General features: G+C 64.8%; 20 protein-coding genes. 7 read left to right on the top strand and 13 right to left on the bottom strand.

Annotated elements, in window-relative coordinates; genetic code table 11:
* Window positions 1–26: 26 nt before the first annotated feature.
* Both API01S_RS27780 and parE read right to left on the bottom strand, forming a co-directional pair.
* Window positions 27–623: a YcxB family protein gene (locus API01S_RS27780; protein ID WP_050731029.1), complete on the bottom strand. Its 597-nt coding sequence runs from the start codon at window positions 621–623 to the stop codon at window positions 27–29.
* Complete coding sequence (parE, locus tag API01S_RS27775) at window positions 623–2,584, bottom strand: DNA topoisomerase IV subunit B (protein ID WP_050731028.1); 1,962 nt, start codon at window positions 2,582–2,584, stop codon at window positions 623–625. The genes API01S_RS27780 and parE overlap by 1 nt, the downstream gene beginning before the upstream one ends.
* Window positions 2,585–2,913: 329 nt before the next feature.
* Between parE and trxA the strand changes: the two genes are divergently transcribed.
* Complete coding sequence (gene trxA / locus API01S_RS27770; RefSeq protein WP_006218534.1) at window positions 2,914–3,240, top strand: thioredoxin TrxA; 327 nt, start codon at window positions 2,914–2,916, stop codon at window positions 3,238–3,240.
* 116 nt (window positions 3,241–3,356) lie between these two features.
* Window positions 3,357–4,616: a transcription termination factor Rho gene (gene rho, locus API01S_RS27765; RefSeq protein WP_006218533.1), complete on the top strand. Its 1,260-nt coding sequence runs from the start codon at window positions 3,357–3,359 to the stop codon at window positions 4,614–4,616.
* A 158-nt stretch (window positions 4,617–4,774) separates the two neighbouring features.
* Here rho and API01S_RS27760 read toward each other — a convergent pair whose 3' ends face one another.
* Window positions 4,775–8,434 carry a YhdP family protein gene (locus API01S_RS27760; RefSeq protein WP_082306186.1) on the bottom strand — a complete coding sequence of 1,220 codons (3,660 nt, stop codon included), beginning with the start codon at window positions 8,432–8,434 and terminating at the stop codon, window positions 4,775–4,777.
* 124 nt (window positions 8,435–8,558) lie between these two features.
* Here API01S_RS27760 and glnE point away from each other — a divergent pair, with 124 nt between their 5' ends.
* Both glnE and API01S_RS27750 read left to right on the top strand, forming a co-directional pair.
* Window positions 8,559–11,363, top strand: coding sequence for a bifunctional [glutamate--ammonia ligase]-adenylyl-L-tyrosine phosphorylase/[glutamate--ammonia-ligase] adenylyltransferase (gene glnE, locus API01S_RS27755; protein ID WP_050731026.1), 2,805 nt, complete (start codon window positions 8,559–8,561; stop codon window positions 11,361–11,363).
* Between the two features lie 29 nt (window positions 11,364–11,392).
* The gene (locus API01S_RS27750; protein ID WP_050731025.1) at window positions 11,393–12,067 is read left to right on the top strand and encodes an epoxyqueuosine reductase QueH; all 675 of its coding nucleotides are present in this window, start codon (window positions 11,393–11,395) and stop codon (window positions 12,065–12,067) included.
* 41 nt (window positions 12,068–12,108) lie between these two features.
* Here API01S_RS27750 and API01S_RS27745 read toward each other — a convergent pair whose 3' ends face one another.
* From API01S_RS27745 to API01S_RS27700, 10 genes are all read right to left on the bottom strand, one after another.
* Entirely contained in the window at window positions 12,109–13,062 is a 954-nt protein-coding gene (locus tag API01S_RS27745; RefSeq protein WP_039884015.1) for an AraC-like ligand-binding domain-containing protein, read from the bottom strand.
* A gap of 149 nt (window positions 13,063–13,211) precedes the next feature.
* Window positions 13,212–13,700 (bottom strand): c-type cytochrome, encoded by a 489-nt coding sequence (locus API01S_RS27740; RefSeq protein WP_231689528.1) that lies wholly within the window; start codon window positions 13,698–13,700, stop codon window positions 13,212–13,214.
* 20 nt (window positions 13,701–13,720) lie between these two features.
* The gene (locus API01S_RS27735; RefSeq protein ID WP_006218527.1) at window positions 13,721–14,254 is read right to left on the bottom strand and encodes a methylamine dehydrogenase light chain; all 534 of its coding nucleotides are present in this window, start codon (window positions 14,252–14,254) and stop codon (window positions 13,721–13,723) included.
* Window positions 14,238–14,876 (bottom strand): methylamine dehydrogenase accessory protein MauD, encoded by a 639-nt coding sequence (gene mauD / locus API01S_RS27730; protein WP_061306659.1) that lies wholly within the window; start codon window positions 14,874–14,876, stop codon window positions 14,238–14,240. Before mauD ends, API01S_RS27735 begins: the two co-directional genes overlap by 17 nt.
* An 11-nt stretch (window positions 14,877–14,887) precedes the next feature.
* Window positions 14,888–15,439, bottom strand: a complete 552-nt coding sequence (locus tag API01S_RS27725; RefSeq protein WP_061306658.1) for a MauE/DoxX family redox-associated membrane protein — start codon at window positions 15,437–15,439, stop codon at window positions 14,888–14,890.
* Window positions 15,436–16,629: an amine dehydrogenase large subunit gene (locus API01S_RS27720; protein ID WP_061306657.1), complete on the bottom strand. Its 1,194-nt coding sequence runs from the start codon at window positions 16,627–16,629 to the stop codon at window positions 15,436–15,438. Before API01S_RS27720 ends, API01S_RS27725 begins: the two co-directional genes overlap by 4 nt.
* Before the next feature lie 31 nt (window positions 16,630–16,660).
* The gene (locus tag API01S_RS27715; protein ID WP_061306656.1) at window positions 16,661–17,542 is read right to left on the bottom strand and encodes a transporter; all 882 of its coding nucleotides are present in this window, start codon (window positions 17,540–17,542) and stop codon (window positions 16,661–16,663) included.
* Between the two features lie 79 nt (window positions 17,543–17,621).
* Window positions 17,622–19,133 (bottom strand): phenylacetaldehyde dehydrogenase StyD, encoded by a 1,512-nt coding sequence (gene styD / locus API01S_RS27710; RefSeq protein WP_061306655.1) that lies wholly within the window; start codon window positions 19,131–19,133, stop codon window positions 17,622–17,624.
* 197 nt (window positions 19,134–19,330) lie between these two features.
* Complete coding sequence (locus API01S_RS27705) at window positions 19,331–20,320, bottom strand: quinone oxidoreductase family protein (protein ID WP_006218521.1); 990 nt, start codon at window positions 20,318–20,320, stop codon at window positions 19,331–19,333.
* Between the two features lie 51 nt (window positions 20,321–20,371).
* A complete protein-coding gene (locus API01S_RS27700; protein ID WP_006218520.1) occupies window positions 20,372–21,355 on the bottom strand; it encodes a DMT family transporter in 984 nt (327 codons plus the stop codon).
* Window positions 21,356–21,427: 72 nt separating this feature from the next.
* Here API01S_RS27700 and API01S_RS27695 point away from each other — a divergent pair, with 72 nt between their 5' ends.
* The 3 genes from API01S_RS27695 to API01S_RS27685 all read left to right on the top strand — a co-directional run bounded on the left by API01S_RS27695 (window position 21,428) and on the right by API01S_RS27685 (window position 24,406).
* The gene (locus tag API01S_RS27695) at window positions 21,428–22,315 is read left to right on the top strand and encodes a DMT family transporter (RefSeq protein WP_050731019.1); all 888 of its coding nucleotides are present in this window, start codon (window positions 21,428–21,430) and stop codon (window positions 22,313–22,315) included.
* Between the two features lie 31 nt (window positions 22,316–22,346).
* Window positions 22,347–22,853, top strand: coding sequence for a MarR family winged helix-turn-helix transcriptional regulator (locus API01S_RS27690; protein ID WP_050731018.1), 507 nt, complete (start codon window positions 22,347–22,349; stop codon window positions 22,851–22,853).
* 107 nt (window positions 22,854–22,960) lie between these two features.
* Window positions 22,961–24,406, top strand: a complete 1,446-nt coding sequence (locus API01S_RS27685; RefSeq protein WP_050731017.1) for an efflux transporter outer membrane subunit — start codon at window positions 22,961–22,963, stop codon at window positions 24,404–24,406.
* The last annotated feature ends 15 nt before the right edge of the window (window positions 24,407–24,421 follow it).

The raw sequence follows: 24,421 nt of genomic DNA, 5'->3' as shown, positions 1-24,421 counted from the left end.
TTCATCGAAACGGCGTCAATGCGCCTTCACGCGGACGCGGCCAGCTGGGTGTCGGCGACATGCGCGCGCATCTGGGCGCGCACCGCTGCCAGCGTGGCGGCGTCCTGGCCGCGCTTGGGAATGATCACGCCCTGCAAGGTGCCCAGGATGACGTACAGGTGCTGCGGCGTTTCCTCGACGCGCCGGATATCCGACCACTGCATCTGCCCGGAGGCGCCGGCGGTGGTATCCAGAATGCCCTCGGGGCCGAAGTCCAGCTGATGGCGTCCCAGGAACAGGTCGTCGGGCTGTTTCTTGAGCATGCGCCGCGTATTCATGCGGACCAGCGGCGGCAGGACAAATTCGTAAGCCAGCGCCAACAGCGCCAGGATGCCCAGGCCGACCGCCAGCCCCTCGAAATACACGGGCAGCATCTGAGACCAGTTGGGCCCCTTGCCGTCCCAGGTCTGCCAGACCAGGTAAGCGAAAAGCGCGACGATCATCAGGATGCCGAAACGCAGATGCGACCGGTAGCGACGCCGGCGCATCTCGGGCCGCTTATATACATAGGCAGCGAATTCCGCGTAGTCGTCGGCCGTCATGTCGACGGTCATGCGCACGGTATCAGGGAGCGAGGACGTCATCAGATATCCAGCTCGGCCAGATTGCCCTTTTCCTCGATCCAGGCGCGACGCTGCGAGGACTCGCCCTTGCCCATCAGCATGTCGAACATGCGGGTGGTGTCTTCGGGGGTCTGATCGCCATAACCCACGGGCAGCAGGCGGCGCGTGTCCGGATTCATGGTGGTTTCCCACAGCTGTTCAGGATTCATTTCGCCCAGGCCCTTGAAGCGGCTGACCGCCCAGGCGCCTTCGCGCACGCCTTCCTTGCGCAGCTTGTCCTGCGCAGCTTCAAGCTCGCCTTCGTCCAGACAGTAGATCTTGCGCGCCGGGCGCTTGCCCTGCGCGGGGACATCCAGACGGAACAAGGGCGGCTTGGCCACGAACACGTTGCCGGCTTCGACGAGCTTGGGAAAGTGCTTGTAGAACAGGGTCAGCAGCAAGACCTGGATGTGCGAGCCATCGACGTCTGCATCGGACAGGATGCAGATGCGGCCGTAGCGCAGGCCGGACAGGTCAGGCGTGTCGTTCGGACCGTGAGGGTCCACGCCGATCGCCACCGAAATATCGTGGATTTCGTTATTGGCAAAGAGCCGATCGCGATCCACTTCCCAGGAATTGAGCACCTTGCCGCGCAAGGGCAGGATGGCCTGAAATTCCTTGTCGCGCCCCATCTTGGCGGAGCCGCCGGCCGAGTCGCCCTCGACCAGGAACACCTCGGTGCGGCTGGCGTCGCTGGATTCGCAATCGGTCAACTTGCCGGGCAGCACGGCCACGCCGGAACTCTTGCGCTTTTCAACCTTTTGGGCCGAACGCTGGCGCGCCTGCGCCTGGCGGATGGCCAGTTCAGCCAGCTTCTTGCCGTATTCGACGTTGCTGTGCAGCCAGAGGTCCAGCGCGCTTTTGGCAAAGCCGCCCACCAGACGCACGGCGTCGCGGCTGTTCAGGCGTTCCTTGATCTGGCCCTGGAATTGCGGGTCCAGCACTTTGGCCGACAGCACGAAGCTGGCGCGCGCGAACACGTCTTCGGGCAGCAGCTTCACGCCCTTGGGCAACAGGCTGTGCAGTTCGGCAAAGCCCTTCACCGCGCCGAACAGGCCTTCGCGCAAACCCGATTCATGCGTGCCGCCTGCCGGCGTCGGGATCAGGTTCACGTAGGACTCGCGTACGGCGTTGCCGTCCTCGGTCCAGGCCACGACCCACTGAGCGCCCTCGCCTTCGGCGAAGTTCTCGTGGTCGGCGCCGGCATATTGCTGGCCTTCGAAGAACGGCACCATGAGTTCGGCGCCGGTCAGGGCTTCGGCCAGATAGCCGCGCAGACCGTCCTGGTATTGCCAGGTCTTGGTGTCGCCGGTTTTCTCGTTGACCAGCGTGACCTTCACGCCGGGCAGCAGCACGGCCTTGCTGCGCAGCAGGTGCGTCAGCTCGCCCAGCGGGATATTGGGGCTGTCGAAATACTTGGCGTCGGGCCAGACGCGCACGCGCGTGCCGGATTTCTTGCGGCCGCCCGCCTCGTAGGGCGCCAGGGGCTCGGCGACATCGCCGCCCTTGAAGACCAGGCGGTTGACCGCGCCATCGCGCCAGACGACGACTTCAAGCCGGGTCGCCAGCGCATTGGTGACGGAAACGCCCACCCCGTGCAGGCCACCCGAAAACGCATAGGCGCCGCCGCCCGCCTTGTCGAACTTGCCGCCCGCATGCAGGCGGGTGAAGACCAGTTCGACGACGGGCGCGCCTTCTTCGGGATGCAGGCCGACGGGGATGCCCCGGCCGTCATCCTCGACGGACACGCTGCCATCACTGTGCAACGTGACCTGGATCTGTTTGCCGTAGCCGGCCAGGGCCTCGTCTGCGGCGTTATCAATGACCTCCTGCACGACGTGCAGAGGGTTTTCGGTGCGGGTGTACATGCCCGGGCGCTGGCGCACGGGCTCCAGCCCCTTCAGGACGCGAATGGACGCCTCGGTGTAACGTGGAGTGGCCAAGTTATCCCCAACATCTGTGGAAAAAAACCGACATTTTACGGATAAGCCCAGGTTCTGCGCGGCTCCCAGTGGGTTGCGCACGACCTGACCACCTCCGAATTCGGTAGGATGATGACAAGTCACAGCCAGCGCGTCAGGGCCCAACGGCCCGGATCACAAAGTCTGCGCCGCAACATCCTACACAAAACCAGCAAACCCTGTTGTTATTAACAGTGGTATGCCTGTTGTTATTGACAGTGGTATGCTTTAATCCATTCCACATACAAGAACAACGGCAAGGCGCGTTCCTTTTTTACGCGCCTTTTGCTGCCGAACCGAGAATCACCATCATGAGCGACCAAATCAAGAACGTCAGTGACGCAAGCTTCGATGCCGATGTGTTGAAATCCGGCCAGCCGGTGCTGGTGGACTACTGGGCTGCCTGGTGCGGCCCTTGCAAAATGATTGCCCCCATCCTGGAAGAAGTCGCCACCGAGTACGCAGGTCGTCTGACGATCGCGAAGCTGAACGTGGACGAAAACCAGGGCACCGCCACCAAGTACGGTATCCGCGGCATTCCCACCCTCATGCTCTTTAAAGACGGCCAAGCCGCAGCCACCAAAGTTGGCGCGCTGTCGAAGTCGCAACTGACCGCATTCCTGGACGGCGCGTTGTAATCCGCGTGCTGTGAACGAAGGCGCCGCCCCGGAGGCGGCGCTCATTCAGTACCGCGCGAGCCCGTCCGTGGCGCGCCGCCAGACCCCTCCTTTACTTTTCCCCCACATTCACCGCGATGCACCTCAACGAACTGAAGGCGCTGCATGTCTCGCAGCTGCTCGAAATGGCCGCTGGCCTGGAAATCGAGAACGCCAACCGCCTGCGCAAGCAGGAATTGATGTTCGCCATCATGAAACGGCGCGCCAAGCAAGGCGAGCAGATCTTTGGCGACGGCGTTCTGGAAGTCCTGCCTGACGGCTTCGGTTTCCTGCGCTCGCCCGAGACCTCGTATCTGGCCAGCACGGACGACATCTACATCTCGCCCTCGCAGATCCGCCGTTTCAACCTGCACACCGGCGATTCCATCGAAGGTGAAGTGCGTACGCCCAAGGATGGCGAGCGCTACTTTGCACTGGTCAAGGTGGACAAGGTCAACGGCGTGGCGCCTGAAGCGATCAAGCATCGCATCATGTTTGAAAACCTGACGCCGCTGCACCCGAACCGGACGATGCGTCTGGAACGCGACATCAAGAGCGAAGAAAACCTGACGGGCCGCATCCTGGATGTGTTCGCCCCGATCGGTATGGGCCAGCGCGGCCTGATCGTCGCCAGCCCCAAGTCCGGCAAGACGGTGATGATGCAGCACATCGCGCACGCCATCACCACCAATTACCCCGACGCCGTCATGATCGTCCTGCTGGTCGACGAGCGCCCGGAAGAAGTGACCGAAATGCAGCGCACGGTGCGCGGCGAAGTCGTGGCCTCGACCTTCGACGAGCCCGCCACCCGCCACGTGCAAGTGGCTGAAATGGTCATCGAAAAGGCCAAGCGCCTGGTCGAAATGAAGAAAGACGTCGTGATCCTGCTGGACTCGATCACCCGTCTGGCCCGCGCCTACAACACCGTCGTGCCTGCCTCCGGCAAGGTGCTGACCGGCGGCGTGGACGCCAACGCCCTGCAACGCCCCAAGCGCTTCTTCGGCGCGGCCCGTAACCTGGAAGAAGGCGGCTCGCTGACCATCCTGGGTACGGCGCTGATCGAAACCGGCAGCCGCATGGACGAAGTCATCTACGAAGAATTCAAGGGCACGGGCAACTCCGAAGTCCACCTTGAGCGTCGTCTGGCGGAAAAGCGCGTTTACCCGTCCATCAACCTGAACAAGTCGGGCACGCGTCGCGAAGAACTGCTGATCGCCCCCGACCTGCTGCAAAAGGTCTGGGTGCTGCGCAAGTTCATCCACGACATGGACGAAGTGCAATCCATGGAATTCATCCTGGACAAGATGCGCGCAACCAAGACCAACGCCGAATTCTTCGACATGATGAAGAAGAAGTAAGCGGGCGCCACGCGTGCCAAAAAAAACCGCCTGCGGGCGGTTTTTTTGCGCTTAAAGGAATCAGACCCGGGCGGGTAGCCCCGGGCGGGCAGCCCCGGGCGGGCAGACCTGGGCGGGTAGCTCCAGGCGCTCGATCCCCTGTCGCGTCACCGCCCGGTTCAGTGCTCGATGAATTCCGGCAGCACGCCACGTGCGGGCGCATTGGCGGGACGCGGCGTCTGTTTGTCCCCCGACTTGTCCGCCGACTTGCTCGACGCGTCGATCGGCTCGATCTGCGGATCGTCCCAGTTACCCGTCACCGAATATTCCATTGTCATGGCGCGCGCCAGCGGCTGCTTGAGCAACCATTGCGTGACGAATGCACCCAGGCCGATCAGCGGGTTCACCGCCAGCGCCGTCACCATGGCCGCGCCACTGGCGTCCAGGTTAGGGATCACCACCGCCTTCAGGTCCCAGCGTTCGCTGATGATGTTGACGCCGCCCGCCAGCACGATCGCCGCCACCGGCCCATTGATCTTGTAGCCTTCGGTCGTCATCTTGCCATCCGCCATCTTCACGCGCCCCCGGATGGTGTCGAACGGGAAGCCGTCGCGCAGCAGGTTGGTCGGATTGACGTCCAGCCGCGCGAGCCGTTGCAAGGATTGCAGCGACAACAGTTCCAGCAGGCGGGCCGTGCGCGAATTCACGTGCATGAAGCGGCCCTTGTCCAAGCTGATGTCGACCTCGCCCGACACGTCCGCCACGTTGTGCGTCCAGGGCAGGTTGCGCCAGGTTGCCCTGCCTTGCGCCGTGCCGGAGCCTCCGGACACGACGTTCTCGAAGCCGATACGCGCAAGGAATTTGCCCAGGTCGGTGAAATTCGCGTTCGCGTCCACGCTCAGGCCACGATCGGGCCCTTCAAGCCGCCAGTTGCCCGTGGCATTCAGGTTTGCCGCATCGTTGGTGATCGTCAGCTTGTCCAGCCGCCACTGGCGGCCTCGTTCCAGGTTCGTGCCCACGACCTGAAGCTCGCCCACGTTCTTGCCGTACAGGAAGAATTCCTTGGCTTGCAAATCGATGGCGGGGATGTCCGACAGATCGTTGCCCGAGGCCAAGGCCTTGTCGGCCTCGTTCGTGTCGCCCTCGCCGCCAAACGAAAGATGCTTCATCCGGGCCTTGATCTGCCCGGCAATCGCGCCGGACGCCTCTTGCCATTCCAGCGAACCGGTCGCCTGGCGCGACTGGATGTCCACCCGCCATTGCGATGGCCCCGGGCGCATGGCGTACAGCGTCAGGTCATTGAGCGTGTAGCCGCTTGCGCGCAGCAGGCCCGTGGCCAGGCTGATGCGCTCCGGCGGCGGAAACACCGGCTTCGGCGCCGATTTCCGGGCCGCGCCCTTGCCTGCCGGCGCGTCGAAGCCGTCCACCACGGTCTCCCAGCCGTCCATGTCCAGCTCGGGCAGGCTGGCGTTCAGGCTCAATCCGCGCTCCGGCAGCGTGGCCGGCCGGCCGATGCCGAACGCGCCGCGAGCAAAGTAGGACGGCGTCGCGTCGCCCGGATCGCGCTCGAACAGCGCATTGACGTTCTCGCCCAGGCTGGCCGTCAGCCAGCGGCGGTCTTTGGCGCCCCGGTCCTGCGCCCCACCCCACTGCAACTTCAACAACTGAGACGAGGAAGCGGCTTTACCTACCGGGGCCGGCATGTCGATGGCCATGCCGGCCAGATTCGATTCCATCGATATCTCGACCGATCCCCCCTTCTGATAACCCAGCCGCCCCTTGTAGGCGGTCTTGCCGGAAAAGCGCGACATGGAAGGCGTATTGCTCAGTTGCGCCAGGCCGGCGCCCGTAAGCGAACCTTCGAACTGCAACACGTCCGAGCTTTGCGCCAAGGTGCCGAAGAGCTTCACCGGCCCGCCCAGGAATTGCGCGCGGATCTCTTTGGTCTGCACCCCTTTTTCAGAGAATTCCAGGTCGCCGTGCAGGTCCTTGAGCAGCGGCATTTCCGGCATGAAGGTGAAACTGTTGTCCGCAAACAGGATGTGTCCCTGAACTTGCGTGTCGTCGGTGTTCAGCAGCGGCACCTTGAGCTTGAGCGGAACGCGCCAATCGCCCGTGCCGCGCGCCTCGTCCAGCGCGCCGTCCAACAGGCCGCCCAGCGGGGAGTTCGCCGCCATGGCCAGATAGGCCGACACCGGACCGGAGGTTTCACCGTCAAGGGACAATTCCGCGCCGTGATCCATGTCGGGGATCGTGGCCGTCACCACACCGAGGTTGACCACATCGCCGGGCCCGGTCCGCGCAATGGCCCCGCCCGCGCTGTCCAGCGTCAGGCTGACCTTGTCGATGCGGAAATTGCCCGACAGGTTTTCCAGCACCGGCCAGCCCTTGCGACGCTCGGCCGGTGGCGCGTAGTCGACCTTGGCGCCGGCGTACGCGCCGGCGATGACGAATTCGCCCGTCGCGTTGGGTGCGGCATAGGGAAAATCGTCCAGATCGCCTTTGAGCGTGATCGAGGCCGACCGCATTTCCCCAGCCGGCAGGCCCACTTCCAGCCATTCGCGGGCATCGGCGTTCACTTCCAGCGGCAGATAGCGGTGGATGGCCGGCATCGCGCCGCGCACCATGGTGCCGCGCATGTCCACGCTGCCCGCCACGGTCTTGCCTTCCCGCTTCCATTGGCCTTGCAGGCGCACGTCCAGGTCGTCGTTCACCACGTGAAATTTGGCGACGTCGACAAACCAGTTTTTCGCATCCGGTCCTTTTACCTGCGCATCGACGGACAACTCGTGCGCCACCAGCGTCGGCTCCTTGAACACGCCGGGAAGCGTCACACGCAGGTGCTGCGCCGCCCCCTTCACCGATACATCAGGCGCGCCCGGGCTGCGCGCCAAGGGCACGTCCTCGATCTGCACGAAATCGCCGGGCAGGCCTTGCAAGCGGAATTGCGCGGATGCGCCGCGTACCGAAGGGCCGTCATGGTCGGCGGCCCAATCGACGCCGCGCAGCGCCACGTCGCTGGTCAGCTCGGTGAATTTGCCGCGCTCCAGTTGCAGCCAGGCACGGGCCGCGATGCGTCCCGAGATGACGGGGACCGGTATCCACGGCGCCCAGGCCCGCGGCTCGACGTCGTCCAGTTCGGTATAGAGCTGGCCGCTCCAGTTGGCAGGGTTGGACGAGTTGGCCGCGAACAGGCTGCGGTTGAATTCGCCTCGCAGTTCGACCTTGCGTGCCAAGGCATCGCCCGCCGAGGCACGCAGCACGAAGCGATGCGACAGACTGCCGTTGCGCATCAGGAAGTCCACGCCCGTCAACGGCAGCGCGGGCGCGCGCCGCAGATCGTCTTGCCAGATAATCGTCGCGTCATCGACCGATAGCTCGCGTTGACGCGCCAGCCAACGCAGGGCGGGATGATTCAGGTCGGAGCGGTGGTCGCTGGCATTCAGGTCGATGTCCTGGCCCGCCACCCAAAGGTGGTTGGCCGGATCGCGGCGCAGGGTCAGTTCAGGTTTGTGGAGCTGCAGGCGCACGAGTCGGGGCGACAGGGTCAACACACTGCGCCAGGCCAGTACGGCAGATACCGAAGGCAGGGACAGAACCGGCGTCTCGCTGTCGTCGACCACCTGTACCGAGGTGAGGTCCAGCCGGGGATTCAGGCCCTGCCAGTTTGCCTTGATGTCGCCGATGGTGACCCGCGCGCCCAACGCGTCGCTGGCGTACGCTTCGATCTGTGGCCGCCATTCGCCCACGCGCGGCAATACCCAATAGCGCACGCCCAGGAAGCCCACGGCCACGACGCCATAAACAATCAGCGCGGCCCAGAAAAGGCAGCGGAGCACGCTACGCGTGCGCGGCGCGGGGGCTTTTTTTGAAACAGACACGGATCGGTGGGCAGGAGAATATGTCTTGCGGTATCGTCCCCACTTATACCTGAAACGCGTCCATTCGTCTGCCGCCTAAACCATGCCCTCGCCCTCCTTGCTCGCCCCCGCCCTTGCCTGGTCCGGCCATCTGCGCCGCCGCCTGGACGCTCATCCCGACTTCGCTGCCTGGCTGGCGCAGGCCGTCGAGCAGCCCGTGACCGCCGCATTGATGGCGCAATGGCAAGCCGAGTTGGCCGGGCCCGACGCGCCCGCCACCATGCAGGTGGACACCTGCCGCATGGTGCTGCGCAAATTGCGCGACCGCGTCTTCAGCGTGCTGATCGCGCGTGACCTGTCCGGCCAGGCCGACCTGGAAGAAGTGGTGGGCGCGATGACCACCTTGGCCGACATCGCGGTGGCCGAGGCGTATCGCAGCGTCGCCACCGACCTGGCGGCGGTGCATGGCGTGCCGCGCGACCCCAGCACCGGCAAGCCCCAGGAAATGCTCATCGTCGGCATGGGCAAGCTGGGTGGCTGCGAACTGAACGTGTCTTCGGACATCGACCTGATCATGCTGTATGGCGAAGAAGGCGAAACGGATGGGCCGCGCCGCATCAGCCATCACGAGTTCTATGGCCGGCTGACACGCCGCATGATGCCGGTGATTTCCGAGGTGGACGCCTACGGCCAGGTCTTCCGCACCGACTTGCGGTTGCGCCCCGACGGCGACGCGGGCCCGCTTGCCTGGAGCCTGGACGCGCTGGAACACTACCTGATCGGTCAGGGCCGCGAATGGGAACGCTATGCGTGGCTCAAGGCGCGCATCATGCCGGCGCAGGCGTTCGAGGGCAGCGACAGCGCCCCGCAGGTCCGCCAGTTGGAAAGCCTGCGCGTGCCTTTCGTCTATCGCAAATATTTTGACTTCGACGCGCTGGCCGCCTTGCGCGCCCTGCGCGAACGCATTCGCCAGGACTGGCAGCGGCGCGCGATGGCGCGCAACGGCATCGACAGCGCCAACAACATCAAGCTGGGCGACGGCGGTATCCGCGAGATCGAGTTCGTGGTGCAGCTTGCCCAATTGATCCGCGGCGGCCGCATGCCCGCGCTTCAAAAACGCGGCCTGCTTGAAGCGCTGCACGCCGAGCGCGACGCGGGCCTGGTGCCCGAGGAAGACGCGAAGCGTCTGGAAGAAGCCTACCGCTACCTGCGCCGCACCGAACACGCGCTGCAGTATCGTGAAGACGAGCAGACGCACCTGTTGCCCGGCGACCCGGAACAGCGCGCCGCGCTTGCCGCCGCGCTGGGCATGAGTCACGACGACTTCGAAAGCACGCTGGCCGCGCACCGCAAGTTTGTCTCGCAGACCTTCCGCAACGTGTTCCGCATGGTCGGCATGGGCGACGCCGAGGACACTGGCACGTCTACCGATGCGGCGGACGAGTCGGACGAAGCCGAAGAGCAATGCGAGCTGACCGAACAGATCCGACTCGCTTTCGGCGACGAGGCCCAGGACCTGATACGACGCACCGAAACGCTGCTGGGCAGCCATCGTGTGCGCAGCCTGCCCGAGAGCAGCCGTCGCCGCCTGGAAGCCTTGCTGCCAGCGGCGGTGCGAGCCGCGCGGCAGACCTCGGCGCCGCTGAAAGCCGCCGTCCGCCTGGTCGACCTGATCGAGAAGATTGCCCAGCGCAGCGCCTACCTGGCTCTGCTGGCCGAGTATCCGGACACCCTTGCACGCGTGGCGCGCATGGTGGCCGCCAGCCCCTGGGCCGCGCAGTACTTGACGCAGCACCCGCTGTTGCTCGATAGCCTGATCGATTGGCGCACCTTGTTCGAGCCCCTGGACTTCGCACAGATTGCGCGCCAACTGACCGCCGACCTGGACGCCTGCCGCCTGCCCGATGGCACGCCCGACATCGAGCGCCAGATGAACCTGATGCGCGACGTGCAGCGCCAGGCCAGCTTCCAGTTGCTGGCCCAGGATCTGGAGGGCGAACTCACGGTTGAAAAGCTGGCGGACCAATTGTCGGCGCTGGCCGACCTGCTGCTGACCGAGACCATCCGCCGCGCCTGGCCGCTGGTGAACAAGGTGGACGGCGCCACCCCCCGGTTTGCGGTCATCGCGTATGGCAAGCTGGGCGGCAAAGAGCTGGGCTACGCGTCCGACCTGGACCTGGTGTTTCTGTTCGACGATGCGCGCGACGACGCCGCCGAGGTCTACGCCAAGCTGGGCCGGCGCATGACTTCCTGGCTGTCGACCATGACGTCATCGGGCCGGCTGTACGAGGTGGATCTGCGCCTGCGCCCCGACGGAGACGCCGGGCTGCTTGCCGTCTCGATGGAAGCGTTCGAGCAATACCAGCACAAGCACGCCTGGGCCTGGGAACACCAGGCGCTGACGCGCGCGCGCTTTGCCGCGGGCGACGCCGCCGTGGGCGCCCGCTTCGAACAGATCCGCGAAGCGATCCTGGTGCAGCCGCGCGACCCGGCCGCGCTGCGCGACGAGGTGCTGGCCATGCGCGAGAAAATCAACGCCGGCCATCCCAACACCAGCCAGCAGTTCGATCTGAAACACGACCGCGGCGGCATGGTCGACGTGGAATTCGTGACGCAATACCTGGTGCTCTGCTATGCGGGCACCCACCCGGTGTTCGTGAAGAACCTGGGCAACATCACCTTGCTGCGCCTGGCGGGCGAAGCCGGACTGATCGCGCCCGAGCTTGCCGCGCGCGCCGCCGATGCGTATCGCACACTGCGCCGCGTGCAGCATCAGCTGCGCATGCAGGGGGTGGAAAAGGCGCGGGTGGGACCCGACGAGCTGTCGGCCGAACGGACGGCGGTGCGCGAACTCTGGGAGTCGGTCCTGGGCGGTGGCGCAACCCCGGGGCAACTCGCGGTAAAATAAGGAGTTTTCCGCCTTTTTGCCTGCACGCCATGTCTGAACTCGTCCGCCCCAAGCTTGACCTTCCCGCCGGCCGTAGCAAAGTGCTGATGCACTCGTGCTGCGCGCCCTGTTCTGGCGAGGTCATGGAAGCCATGACGGCTTCCGGCATCGACTACGCGATCTACTTCTACAACCCGAACATCCATCCGGTCAAAGAATACGAGATCCGCAAGCAGGAAAACATCCGCTTCGCCGAGCAACACGGCATCGAATTCATCGACGCCGATTACGACATGGACAACTGGTTCGACCGCGTCAAGGGCATGGAAGACGCCCCCGAACGCGGCGAGCGCTGCACGGCCTGCTTCGACATGCGCTTTGAGCGCACGGCGTTGTACGCGCACGAACATGGTTTTGACACCATCACCAGCTCGCTCGGCATTTCGCGCTGGAAGGACATGAACCAGATCAACGGTTGCGGCGAACGCGCGGCAGCGCGCTACGACGACCTGATCTACTGGACCTACAACTGGCGCAAGGGCGGCGGTTCGGCCCGCATGATCGAAATCAGCAAGCGCGAGAACTTCTATCAGCAGGAATATTGCGGCTGCGTGTATTCGCTGCGCGACACCAACCGCCATCGCCGCGCGCAAGGGCGCGAACGCATCCACATCGGCGTGAAGTTCTACGGCAAGGAAGACCTGATCAACGAAGAGCAGCTCTGATCATCGCGCTGCGCCGCCCGTCTTGAGGTAGCGCCGCCGGTTCAGCGCTTTTCGCGCCGATATTCAGACGGCGACGCCCCGTAGCGTTTGCGGAACGCGTGGCTGAAGCGGGCCGCATCCGAAAATCCGAATCGATAGGCGATGTCGCCGATCTGCCGCGCCGACTGCGCGGCATCCCCCAGCACCTCTCGACACCGTTCCAAGCGGGCGCCCAGAATGAAATCGGCGGGCGTGGTCGAGGCCAGCGCGAACAGGTTGTACAGATAGCGGCGCGACATCCGGAACGTCGCAGCGGCAGATGCGGGCGACAAAGCCGGGTCATGCAGGTTTTCAAGTATGTGCTGCTGCACGCGCCGCAGCTGCGCGTGCTTGAGCCCCATCTGGTCTTGTTCCGCCAAGCCCCCTGCCCGCTCGCTGATATCCAGCCCCATCATTTGCAGCACCGCGTTGGCCGCATCGCGCGCGGCGCTTTCCGACAGGTGGGCGTGTTCGCCCAGCGCGACTCGAAGCAGGTCCATGGCCATGCGGCCGCAGCCCTGCCGGGCGCTGAAGCTGCGCGCCACGGCGTTATGCATATGCGGCTGCCAGCTTTCGGCATGCTTGCCCGGCACCTGCATCACCAGAAAATGCGCCCCGTCATCGACGTCGACTTCGTAAGGGCGCGTGGTGTCATAGATGCTCCATTCGCCCGGCATCAGCAAAGCGCTGCGGCTGGATTGACGGATCTCGCTTCGGCCGGCCAACTGTAGCGTCACCTTGTAGCCGGCCTCTTCCGACCGGCCCGCCAGCAGCTTGCTGCGGCGCACGCGCTGCGCGCTGCTGCGCAGTTCGCTGACATGCATCCAACCCAGGGAATCTACCGCAACGCTGTTGCGAAAGCGCGCAGGAGATACCGCGGACACTTCCAAGGGTACGAAGGTGTTGCTGATGCTTTCTTGCCAACTGGCGCAATCCAAAAACTGCCTGGGCGAACTGCGCAACACGGATGAGGACATGGCGACTCCGGCGTCTTGAAACAGCGTGCCGTTCATGCCTGGGACGGCCAGCCGCAGGGCACGGCGACGGCGTGCGTGGAAATGCTGCCTCTTTCTAGCACCGCACCTGACCAGCGAGTATCAGTGACAACCCCTAAGGGATCGCTGCGCTACGGCTTTCTGTCACTACCGTAAGAATAAGCCGACAACGAGTAGCCCATTGACGTCAGTTCCTCGGCCAACTGATGCCGGACGGGCACCACATCGTCATACCGTTGCGGCCGCGCGCGCGCCACCTCCGCTTCGTCATAAGGGATGAAATCGGCCGGCAACTGCGACGCGCTGAATTCTTTCAGCAGCCAGTTCAGCACGTCGGCAAGCTCGGCATTGCTCAGTTGCGAATGGGCAGCGCCCGGCACGCGGATCAGGTATTGGCGACCCGCGGGCAGATGCACGAAGGCACCCACCGACTGGCGGAAATCGGGAATGCCATGCGGGTTGCTGCCCCGCCCGTCCACCCGATGGCACCCCGCGCACTGCAAGACGTAGTCGGCCCGGGCGGCTTGCCACAAGCGGTCGGCCTCGGGCGTAACGCCCTGGGCAGCCTGCCCCCCGCCCAGCAGCAAGGCGGCGGACAGCGTCCAATGCCACCTTCCCATTCGTGCCTTGCCGCCTAGCCTCATGGTTTCGCTGGCGCCTTGAGCTGAGGTTTGGCCAAGCCCACGATCACCGACGTCGTGCAGTGAAAGATCGAGGAGTCGTTGGACATGCACCAGTTCACATCGTTGTGCAGGAACATCTGATAGCCCGGGCGCTCGCGCTCGGCCGCCGCGCACATGCATTTGCCGCAAGCCGCCTTGCCGCAGCAATCGTTGTAGCTGATGAGATAGTCCTTGCCGTCCAGGGGGTTGTGGCAAGTGCCCACCCAGGAGACGGCCGAGGGCGAGGTCCCTGGCGGGCACGACGTCATGCTGCCGCCGCAGCACGAACACAGAAAGCCATCCACCGCGCAATAGCGCCAGTAATCGCAAGCCGTTTCGTCCGTCTGCGGCTTCTTGCCCGCCGCCTGCGCCGACCGGGCCACGGGCAATACCGGCACGACAAACGCAGCGCCGACCAGTAATTTGCCGATGCGGTTCAACACACTGCGCCGCGAGGTGGCGTGTGCGACCGAGCGCGTGGCGCGCTCTCCCAATTTATCCAGCCAGTGCATTGCCGCTCTCCTTGCGGGAAACCCGGGTCTCGTCCAGCGTGTTCGCGGCCAGGAACTCCTGCACCGAGGCCACGCCAAGCTCCTTGGCCGTGAACAGGCTTTCCAGCTGCTCGCGGGAATTGATCAGCCCCTTGGCGCGCAAGACGCCGGTTTCATCCAGCAGCACGGCATAAGGCAGCTTGCTGATCTGAAACTTCATGCCCAGTTCGGTGGACAACACATAAGGGAATCGCTCCAGCCCGGCCTGCTTGTAGAACGCCAGGTGTTCAGGCATCTCGCCGTCGCTGGCCAGCACGATGCGCAGCCACGCACTTTCCGTGCTGGCCACGGATTTGAGGATGGGCAGCAGCTTCTTGCACACCGGGCAGGTGGGCGACAAAAAGAACAGCAACTGACTGTGCTGGCCACGTTCGCCGATGGTGATGCGGCGGCCCAGCAGATCGGACAATGCAAAGCTTGGCGCGGCATCACCCACGGCGGGGCCCTTGTCCATCGTCAACGCACCCATCGGCGCCACGCGTTCGTACAGCACGCCAATCTGGCGCGACAGGGCGAGGATGACCAGCACCAGGCACAGCACCACGCCCCACAAAAGGAAATTGGAAATGATCAAGGCATCCACATGAAACTCCTTTAAAGATTCCGCAGCTTGAGATGCGAGGCCAACAGATGATTGGCGATGAAATACAGGCCCACGGCGGTCATCGCCAGGCCGAAGACGGCGGCGGCGTCCGTCCACTGAAGCGCGCGCGCCTGTCCCGACAACGATGCCAGCGCCGGCCAGGCCCAAAGCGCCAGCGCCCCATTGCGCATGACCAGCCACCATGACAGCCCGCCATGCGCCGCGCCCGGCACCCGGCCAAGCGGCCCGTTGCACCCGCAATCGATATCCCGATGCCCCCGCGCCAGGTTGCAGGCCAGCCCGAGCGTGGCCACGGCCAGTACCCCAAGCGCCAGCGCGGCGCCCATCGGCTGGCGCCCGGGTATCAGCAGCAGCGCCCCCGCCGCGAGTTCGACCATGGCGTAGGTCCGTGCGAACACGCTGGCAAGACGGGCGGGCAGAAGGTCATAGGCGACGACAGCACTTGTGAACGAAGCAAGGTCCTTCAGTTTTTCCAGCGCGCCCAGCAGCAGCACGCACGCCAGCGCGGCGCTTGCGCCATAGAACAGGACAGGGTCGTTCATGGCGCGCTCCTGATGGGCTGCGGTTCGACCTGCACCGCGGTTTCGCCCGCTGCCTGGATGGTGGTCTTCCAGACCGGCGCCGCCGGCGCGGCGTCGAAGACACTGAGGTTGCCGCCGTCGATGGTGAACAGGCGCGGCTGGTCATCCTGCGATACCGACATCGACAGCGCGCCCTTGGCTGGCACCCGCGCGATGCGCTTGCGCGATGTGAGGTCATAGACCCAGATCTCGGCGGCGGGCTCCTTGTGCGAGCCTTCCGCGCCGTTCGGATGCATGCCCACATACAAGCGCTTCAAGGCGCGATTGACGGCCAGCAGGTTGTAGCCGCCCGGCCGCCAGCCGCGATCCTTGCCGCCCGCGTCCAACAGCGACCAGGGCGCGCCAAAGCTCACTTCCTTGCCGCTGAAATCGGCGGTGTAGACGTTGCCGTAGAAGGACACGAAGTAAAAGGTATCGCCCAGGTTCTCGGTATGAATGAAGACCGGGTCCTTTTCCATGTCGAACATCGGCTTGCTGCGCTGCTGCGAGGCCGGCTTGCCCGCCGCGTCAAGGTCGATGGTCAGCAGCGCGCCATCGCCGCACACGGTAGCGAAGCTGCGCGGGCGCGAGGGCAAGGGGATGACGCTCCAACACCCCGCCGTGGCCGTGATCTCGTCGGCGAACTGACGCGTCTTCAAGTCGACCACGGTGACCGAGGTGGCAGGCGTGGCGTTCTGCGCCAGAAGCAGCCCGCCATCGGTGGTCTGGCGCAGGTAGTTGCGGTAGTTCAACGCTTGCGCGCGCTTTAGCGGTATCGGCACTTCGTACTTGGGTGTCAGCGTTTCGGCATCCCATGCTTCGATGACATCGGTACGCTTGCCGCGATTGAGCCGCTCGTAGTAGGTCGTCATGAAATAGATCTCGCGGCCATCGGCCGATACCGTCATGTGGCCGTTGAGCGAGGTCGGCACGAGGCCCAGGAATTTGCCCGTGTCGCCGTCATAGATATGGATCCGGCTGTCGACCATATGGTTGAAGACCGTATCCATGACGTACACGCGGTGCGCGGTGGCTGGCGGCAAGCGCGTGCCGCCCTTGAGTTCTTCTATGGGCAGGTCCGCCCAGGCTGCGCCGGCGGCGGCGGCCAAGGCGGCGCACAGCGCCCATCGGCCCACCCGCGACGCCGGCAATCTGGCTTGACGCGCAATCATCGATATTCTCCTGGTGTCATGATCCGAATTCCTAGAACGCGTAGACGTAGCGCAGCTGCACGCCACGCATGCGAGGCCCGTTCTCGACCTTGAGGTCGTGGATGTACTGCATCTGAATCTGGTTGGCGTCGTTGATCTGGTGGGTGATCTCGGCGGCCAGTTGATGGTTGCGCGCCCGCGTTGTGACGGTTTGCCCCGACGAGGTCTCGCGGCCACCGGTTTCAAAGCGGTAGCGGATGCCGGTGTACGTGTCGGGCGTCAGGTTGGTGGAGGCCAATGCGAAGAAGCGCACTGAGGGGTCTTTCTTCAGCGTCTGGCCGTACCAATCGGTGTTGCGGCCGTAGATTTCGACTTCGGCGATCGCTTCAAGATAGGTCGATTCGCCCACGCCTTTGACGAAGGAAAAGTCCTGGATGGTGGACCAGCGGTTCTTGCCGGGCGACACGTCGGGGCGCGAGCCGTCATAGCGGCCCAGCGGCGCGACGACGAACGGTTCCCAGGCGAACCAGGTGCGGGTCTGCTCGTTGTTGTAGAGCCAGATCGCCGAGCCCAGCGTGAGATCGCCGATGCCGGTCTGGTGATCACCCGGCGCACCCGGCACGTCCAGCGACGTGCGGGTCATGGGCAGGATGAATTCAAGCTGCACCGTCTTGCCGTAGAAATCACGATAGTGCATCTGTCGATAGACCAGCGCGTTCACGTCGACCGCTGCGCCATCGATGCGCTTGCCTTCCGAATACAGGCCTGACGAGCGCAGGCCCGCCAGATAGCCCGCGACGAGATTGGTGCCCACGGGCGCCGGAATCCAGTCGCGTGCGCTGGGGTCGCCGGCCCAAGCCGGCTGCGTCGCGCCTGCCGACACCAGCACCAACGCGGCGCCCGCGCGAGCGCGGCGGTATGTCTTGCTTGCCATCCCTCTCCCCTTGGTCTCGAGCGCACGCGCCGCCACCGGTATGCCCCGGCGTGATCGGCAAGAGTCGGCGCCCTGCGTTCTAGTACGCCATGCAAACGGACTTCTTTTCCAGGTACATCTCAAGCACGGCCTTGCCATGCTCGCGGCCCACGCCGGACTGCTTGAATCCGCCGAACGGCATGTTCGGGTCCAGCATGTTGTGTGTGTTGACCCACACCGTGCCCGCGTCGATGCGCGGAATGAGGCGCTGCACGCGCGTCAGGTCGTTGCTCCAGATGCTGGCGCCCAGGCCGAACGCGCTGTCGTTGGCCAGCCGCACCGCGTCATCGAGGCTGTCGAACGGCTGCGCCACGACGACAGGCCCGAAGATTTCTTCCTGGGCGATGCGGCCGTGCTGCGGCACGTCGGCGAACACGGTGGGGCGCACGAAATAGCCATCGCCCTCGCCCGCCGCGCCGCCTGTCAGCACCCGGCCGCCCTCGGCCCGGCCGATGCCGATGTAATCCAGCACACGCTGCTGATGCCGCGACGAAATCAAGGGGCCGATCTGCGTGGCCGGATCAAAGCCGGAGCCCAGCGTCATGCTGGACGCCACGTCGGCCAACCCCTGCACCACCTTTGCATACAGCCCGCGCTGCACGTACAGGCGCGAACCTGCCGTGCAGACCTGGCCCTGATTGAAGAAGATCGCGGCGGCGGCGCCCTGCACGGCGCGATCGACATCGCAGTCGTCAAGCACGATCACGGGAGACTTGCCGCCCAGTTCCAACGACACCCGTTTCATGTCGTCCATGGCGCGGCGGCCGATAAGCTTGCCGACTTCGGTAGACCCCGTGAAAGCGATCTTGTCGATACCCGGATGCGCAACGAGCGCGGCGCCCGCGGTTTCGCCACGCCCGGTGATGACGTTTACGACGCCGGGCGGAAAGCCCGCCTGCATCACGAGTTCGGCCAGCCGTAAGGCCGTCAGCGGCGTTTCTTCGGCGGGTTTGAGTACGACCGTGCAGCCAGCGGCCAAGGCCGGCGCAATTTTCCACACCGCCATCAGCAAGGGGAAGTTCCACGGAATGATGGCGCCCACGACCCCCACCGGCTGGGCCAGCGTATAGGCGTGATAGTGCGTGCCGGGGGGAAACGGGATCGACAGGGAAAGCGTGTCGCCCGTGATCTTGGTCGCCCACCCGGCCATGTAGCGCAGCCACTGCGCGCTTGCACCCACTTCCAGGCCTTGCGCGATGCCGAGCAGCTTGCCGTTGTTCAGGGTTTCAAGTCGGGCCAGCTCGACGCCGTTCTGCTCGATGAGATCTGCCAGTTTCAGCAACAGGCGTTCGCGGCCAGCGGGCAGCATGTCGCGCCACGTGCCCGAGTCGAAGGCGCGCCGCGCGGCTTGCACCGCAAGGTCTACCTGCGCAGGGCCGGCGTCGGGCTGGTGGGCAATGATGCGGCCCGTGGCCGGGTCGTGGACCGGGACAGGCTGACCTTGGCCTTCGTGGACAGGCTTGCCGTCTATCAGCATGAATTCGCGGATGGCGGCCAGTTCCGGGCGGTCGGCGGCGACGGGATCGGCGGCGCTGCTGCGTGCTGAAGACATCGGGAAGCTCCAACGAAAAGTGTGGAGCCAGAATAGCAACGGCATCGCGCGCTGGCTTGTCGGGCCGTGCATGGGGATTTGTCATTCTGCGCACGGCCGCGCGCCAATAAAAAAGGCCAGCCAGGCCGCGCATTGCGCGCCCTGGCTGGCCTTGTTCGCGTCCGCCGCCCTGGGGGCGCCGGGCGCTATCTTGCGTATCAGTCCAGCATCAGCACCGTGGCGCCGGTGGTCTTGCGCGATGCCAGCGCGGTCTGCGCTTCGCCCGCCTGTTCCAGGCTGTAGCGCTGGTCGATGCGGACCTTGATCTTCTTCTGCAGGACCAGGTCGAACACTTCCTTGGAAGCGGCCTGCAACTTTTCCAGCGTATTCACGTGCACGCCCAGCGACGGACGCGTCACGTACAGGCTGCCCTTCTGGTTCAGCACGGCCAGGTTCACGCCAGCGACCGGGCCCGAGGCGTTGCCGAAGCTGACCATCAGGCCACGCGGCTCGATGCAGTCCAGCGAGGTTTCCCAGGTGTCCTTGCCCACGCCGTCATACACCACCGGCACCTTCTTGCCCTTGGTCAGTTCCAGCACGCGTTCGGCGACGTTTTCGCGCGAGTAGTCGATGGTTTCCCAGGCGCCGTTGGCGCGCGCCAGTTCGGCCTTTTCCGGGCTGGACACCGTGCCGATCAGCTTCACGCCCAGGGCCTTGGCCCACTGGCACGCGATCAGGCCCACGCCGCCCGCGGCCGCGTGGAACAGAATGGTCTCGCCGCCTTGCAGGCGGTAGGTCTGACGGAACAGGTACTGCACCGTCAAGCCCTTGAGCATGAGTGCTGCGGCCTCGTCGAAGCCGATGCCCTTGGGCACCTTCACCACTTGATTGGCGGGCACGTTGCGCGCCTGGGCGTAGGCGCCGATGGGGCTTTGGCCATACGCGACGCGGTCGCCCTTTTTCAGATGCTTGACGTCGGCGCCGACGGCGGTGACTACGCCAGCGGCTTCAAAGCCCAGGCCATGCGGCAGCGGATGGGGATACAAGCCCGTGCGGAAATAGATATCGATGAAGTTCAGACCCGCAGCGTGCTGCTGGATCGTGACTTCATTGGCGGCCGGCGGCGGCACTTCGACCTCAACCAGCTTCAGGACTTCGGGACCACCATGTTGCTCGATACGAATTGCCTTGACGAGATTGCTGGCCATGCTGGCCTCCTTTGAATGGAAATGATGCGAATAAATCAAGAAAACCGGACCTCAGCGCGGCGGTGGCTGCGCCTGGCGTCCTGCGTCGGATACCGGTTTGCCGGCGCCGCCGCCCATCAATGCGAATACGCCGGTCAACACCAGCGCGGTTCCCGCCATCTGCCACAGGGTGATGGGCTCGTCCAGGAACCACGACGCCAGGAACAGCACCGACACCGGCCCCATCATGCCCAGCAAGGATGCCGTCGGCGCGCCGATCAGCGACACCGCCCACATCAGCATGAAAACCGGCACCACTGTGTTCAGCGTGGCATGAATGATGGAATATCCGTACACGCCCGCCGGCTGGATCAGCATCGAGGGCGAGTGAATCACAAAAAACTGGATGATGCAGGCCACGCAGGACACCAGCATGGCGTAGGCCACCAGACGCGTCGGCCCGACCCGCTTGATCAGTTCGCCGGAACAGATCAGGTAGACAGAATAGCTCGTCGCCGAACCGAAAACGAACAAAGACCCTAACAGCACCTCGCTGCCGGCGCCAAAGGACAGGTCGTGGGCAAACACCAGCACCACGCCCGCATACGACAGCACCATGGCCAACCACTGGCGGCGCTCGATCGGCCGCTTGAACCAGAAGGCGGACAGCAGAACGACCAGCGAAGGCGACAGGAACAGGATCAGCCGTTCCAGGCTAGCCGTGATGTAGCGCAGCCCCAGGAAGTCCAGGAAGCTGGACAGGTAGTAGCCCAGCAAACCCAGGACGATGACCTGGACGCGCTCCTTGGTCGTCATGACCACGATTTCGCCGCGCGCGGCCCGGCGCGACTGATACCAGGCCACCGCCGCGAAGAAAGGCATCGCGAACAGCATGCGAAACGCGATCAGCGTGACCGCGTCGATGCCATAGCGATAGGTGAACTTGACGACAATCGCCTTGGCGGAAAACAGCACCGCGCCAAGCATCGCCATGAGGATTCCGGCCGCGCGGCCGGTGGGGATATAGAGCGGCAAAAGCCTGGCGATACGATTCATGCGATGATTTTAGATTCAGTGCAACCCGATTTGCACGCTCCAACATCGCTTTTTGGCATCGACACCCCCCGCATGACCCGACAACGCGCTCTGACGAACATCCATATTGCCGCCGTGCTCTTCGGCCTGACCGGCGTTTTCGGGGAGTTGATACAAGCCAGCGCCGCCGTCATCACGCTGGGCCGCGCCGTCTTCGCGGTGATTTCGCTGGGGGCCTTCGCCCGCATGCGTGGCAAGCCGCTGCTGGGGGTGCTGACCCCCGCGCAATTGTTCGTGCTGGTGCTGGCCGGCGCGCTGCTGGCGGCGCACTGGGTCACCTTCTTCATTTCGGTCAAAGTCGGCGGCATCGCCATCGCCACGCTGGGGTTCGCCAGCTTTCCCGCATTCATCACGCTATTCGAAGGCCTGCTCTTTCGCGAACGCATCCGCGCCGCCGAGTGGATGTTGCTGGGCCTGGTCACGGCGGGCCTCATCCTGGTCACGCCCTCGTTCAATCTTGCGGACCAGGGCACCATCGGGCTGGCCTGGGGGCTGCTGTCCGGCCTGACGTTCGCGCTGCTGGCCCTGAGCAATCGCCGCTCTGCTTCCGGCATGGATCCGATGCAGGTGGCTTGCTGGCAGAACGTCGTGGTGGCGTTGGTGATGGTGCCGTTCGCGGTGGGCCAGTTGCCGGCGCTGGCGGCGGTGGATTGGATGTGGCTGGCGTTGCTGGGGGTTTTCTGCACGGGCCTGTCGCACTATCTGTTTGTCTCCAGCCTGACGCGCCTGAACGCGCGCACTGCCGGCCTGGTGATTGCGCTGGAGCCGGTATACGCGATTGCCTTCGCCTGGGCGCTATTCAGCCAGCAGCCCACGCCCCGCATGATCGCGGGCGCTGCCTTGATCGTGGCCGCCATCGTCTGGTCGGGCCTGCGCAAAGGCGCGCCCGAGGCGCAAAGCGTGGCAAATTCGCCTCATTGACAATATCTGACTAGGCAGTAAAATTCCGGCCATGAATGCCGAAACTGCCCCGCCCACCGCCAATTCCCCCGTCCATTACCGCAGCGATCATCGCTGCATGGGGGAAGAGAACGCGGGCTATCTCATCAAGCTGGTCTATCACTCGTTGACCCGCATGCTCGACCAGGAAATGGCGCCGCTGGACCTGACCGCCATGCAATGGCGTCCGCTGGCCATGGTCTTCCTGGGCCGGGCCGATACCCCCGCCGAGCTCGCCCGCCTGAACGACATGGACACCGGCGCCATGACTCGCGCGCTGGACCGTCTTGAAGCCAAAGGCTTGCTGCGCCGTAATCGCAGCCAGCAGGACCGCCGCGTCGTCAAGATCGAATTGACCGAACTGGGCGAGGCCAAGGCCCGTGAAATCGCCCCCAATATCGCGCGTTCGCTCAACCATCACCTGCGCGGCTTCTCGTCCGACGAAGTTACGCAGCTGATGCATTTCCTGCGCCGCATGATCGCCAACGGCTCGGCTTCCGGCACTGCGCCGGAGCGCTGACCACGCTGACCCGCTACGGCTTGCCCCCCTGATACGGGGCTTTTATTTGGCATAATGTTTGCCTAGGCAAATACAGATCAATCAATTACTTTCAGCAAACAGTCAGGATGAAACGCCTTCTTTCTACCGTATTGGTGCTGGCCTTGAGCGGCTGCGCACTGATGGAGCCCGGGCCCGAACCCGTCGTAGCGCTGGATGCGGCCAAACTGGGGCTGACCGGCCACGACACGGCCTGGCCCAACACGCAATGGTGGCAACGCTACGGCGACAGCCAGCTCAATGCGCTGATGGACGAAGCGCTGGCAAACAGCCCGTCGATGAGCGCCGCGCAAGCGCGACTGGCCAAGGCCAATGCCGCCGTCAGCACGGCGCGCGCCCCGCTGCTGCCCCGCGTGGACGCCAACTACACGTTGAACCGTGAACACCTGTCGGCCGACTATATCTACCCGGCTCCGCTGGGCGGTACCGTGGTCAGCGACAACCGGCTGGCGCTGGATTTCACGTATGAGCTGGACTTCTGGGGCAAGAACCGCTCGCGCCTGAAGTCGGCCGTGTCCGAGCTCGAGGCCGCCACCGCCGATGCGCAAGCCGCGCGCAACATGCTGGCAAGCGCCACCGTGCGCGCCTACCTGAACCTGCAAAACGCCTTCGCGCAGCGCGACGTGCTCAAGCGCGTGATCGCGCAACGCGCTGACGTGTTGTCGCTGACCCAGGGCCGCTACAGCGCCGGGCTGGATACGCAGGTCGAAGTGAAGCAGGCGGAATCCTCGCTGGCGGCCGGCCAGGTCGAACTCACGCAAACAGAAACCACGCTGGCGCAGCTGCGCAACCAGGTGGCGGCACTGACGGGCGCGGGTCCGCAACGCGGCCAATCGCTGGTCGCGGTGGACCTGAGCGCGCCGGCTGGCGTCGTGCCCGCGGCCATACCGTTGGATCTGCTGGGCCACCGGCCCGACGTCGTCGCCTCGCGCTGGCGCGCCGAAGCGGCACGCAGCGCCATCGACACGGCCAAGGCCGAGTTCTACCCCAACGTCAACCTGACGGCGTTTGCCGGCTTCCAGGCGCTGGGCACCGGCAATCTGCTTGGGGCCGCCGCCCGCACCGCCGGCTTCGGCCCGGCCGTGACGCTGCCCATCTTTCACGGCGGCGAGCTGAACGCCAACCTGGCCGGACGCCGCGCCGATGCCGACCTGGCCATTTCGGACTACAACCAGGCCGTGCTGGACGCCGTGCACCAGGTGGCCGACGCGCTGGACGGCCTGCGCCTGCTGGATCAGGAACGTGCCCAACAGCGTCAGGCGCGCGAAGCCATCGAGGCCGCCTACGACCTGGCCGTGAACCGCTACAAGGCCGGGCTGGGCAACTACATCACCGTACTGATCGCGCAGACCGGCGTGCTGACCCAGGCGCGCCTGGACACCGATCTGCGTATCCGCGCCTACCAGCTTGACGCCAACCTGGCCAACGCGCTGGGCGGCGGCTACGCCCCGCCCGCGCAAACGGACACCGCGCAAGCCACGCAGTCCGCCCCCGCCACGAACCCCATTCATTGAACGATCCCCGGATTC

It is taken from the genome of Achromobacter piechaudii NBRC 102461, from assembly GCF_001571245.1.
GTDB classification, from domain to species: Bacteria; Pseudomonadota; Gammaproteobacteria; order Burkholderiales; family Burkholderiaceae_B; genus Achromobacter; species Achromobacter piechaudii.
The sequence above is the reverse complement of the archived record's forward strand: the minus strand, read 5'-3'. Positions and strand labels throughout refer to the sequence as shown.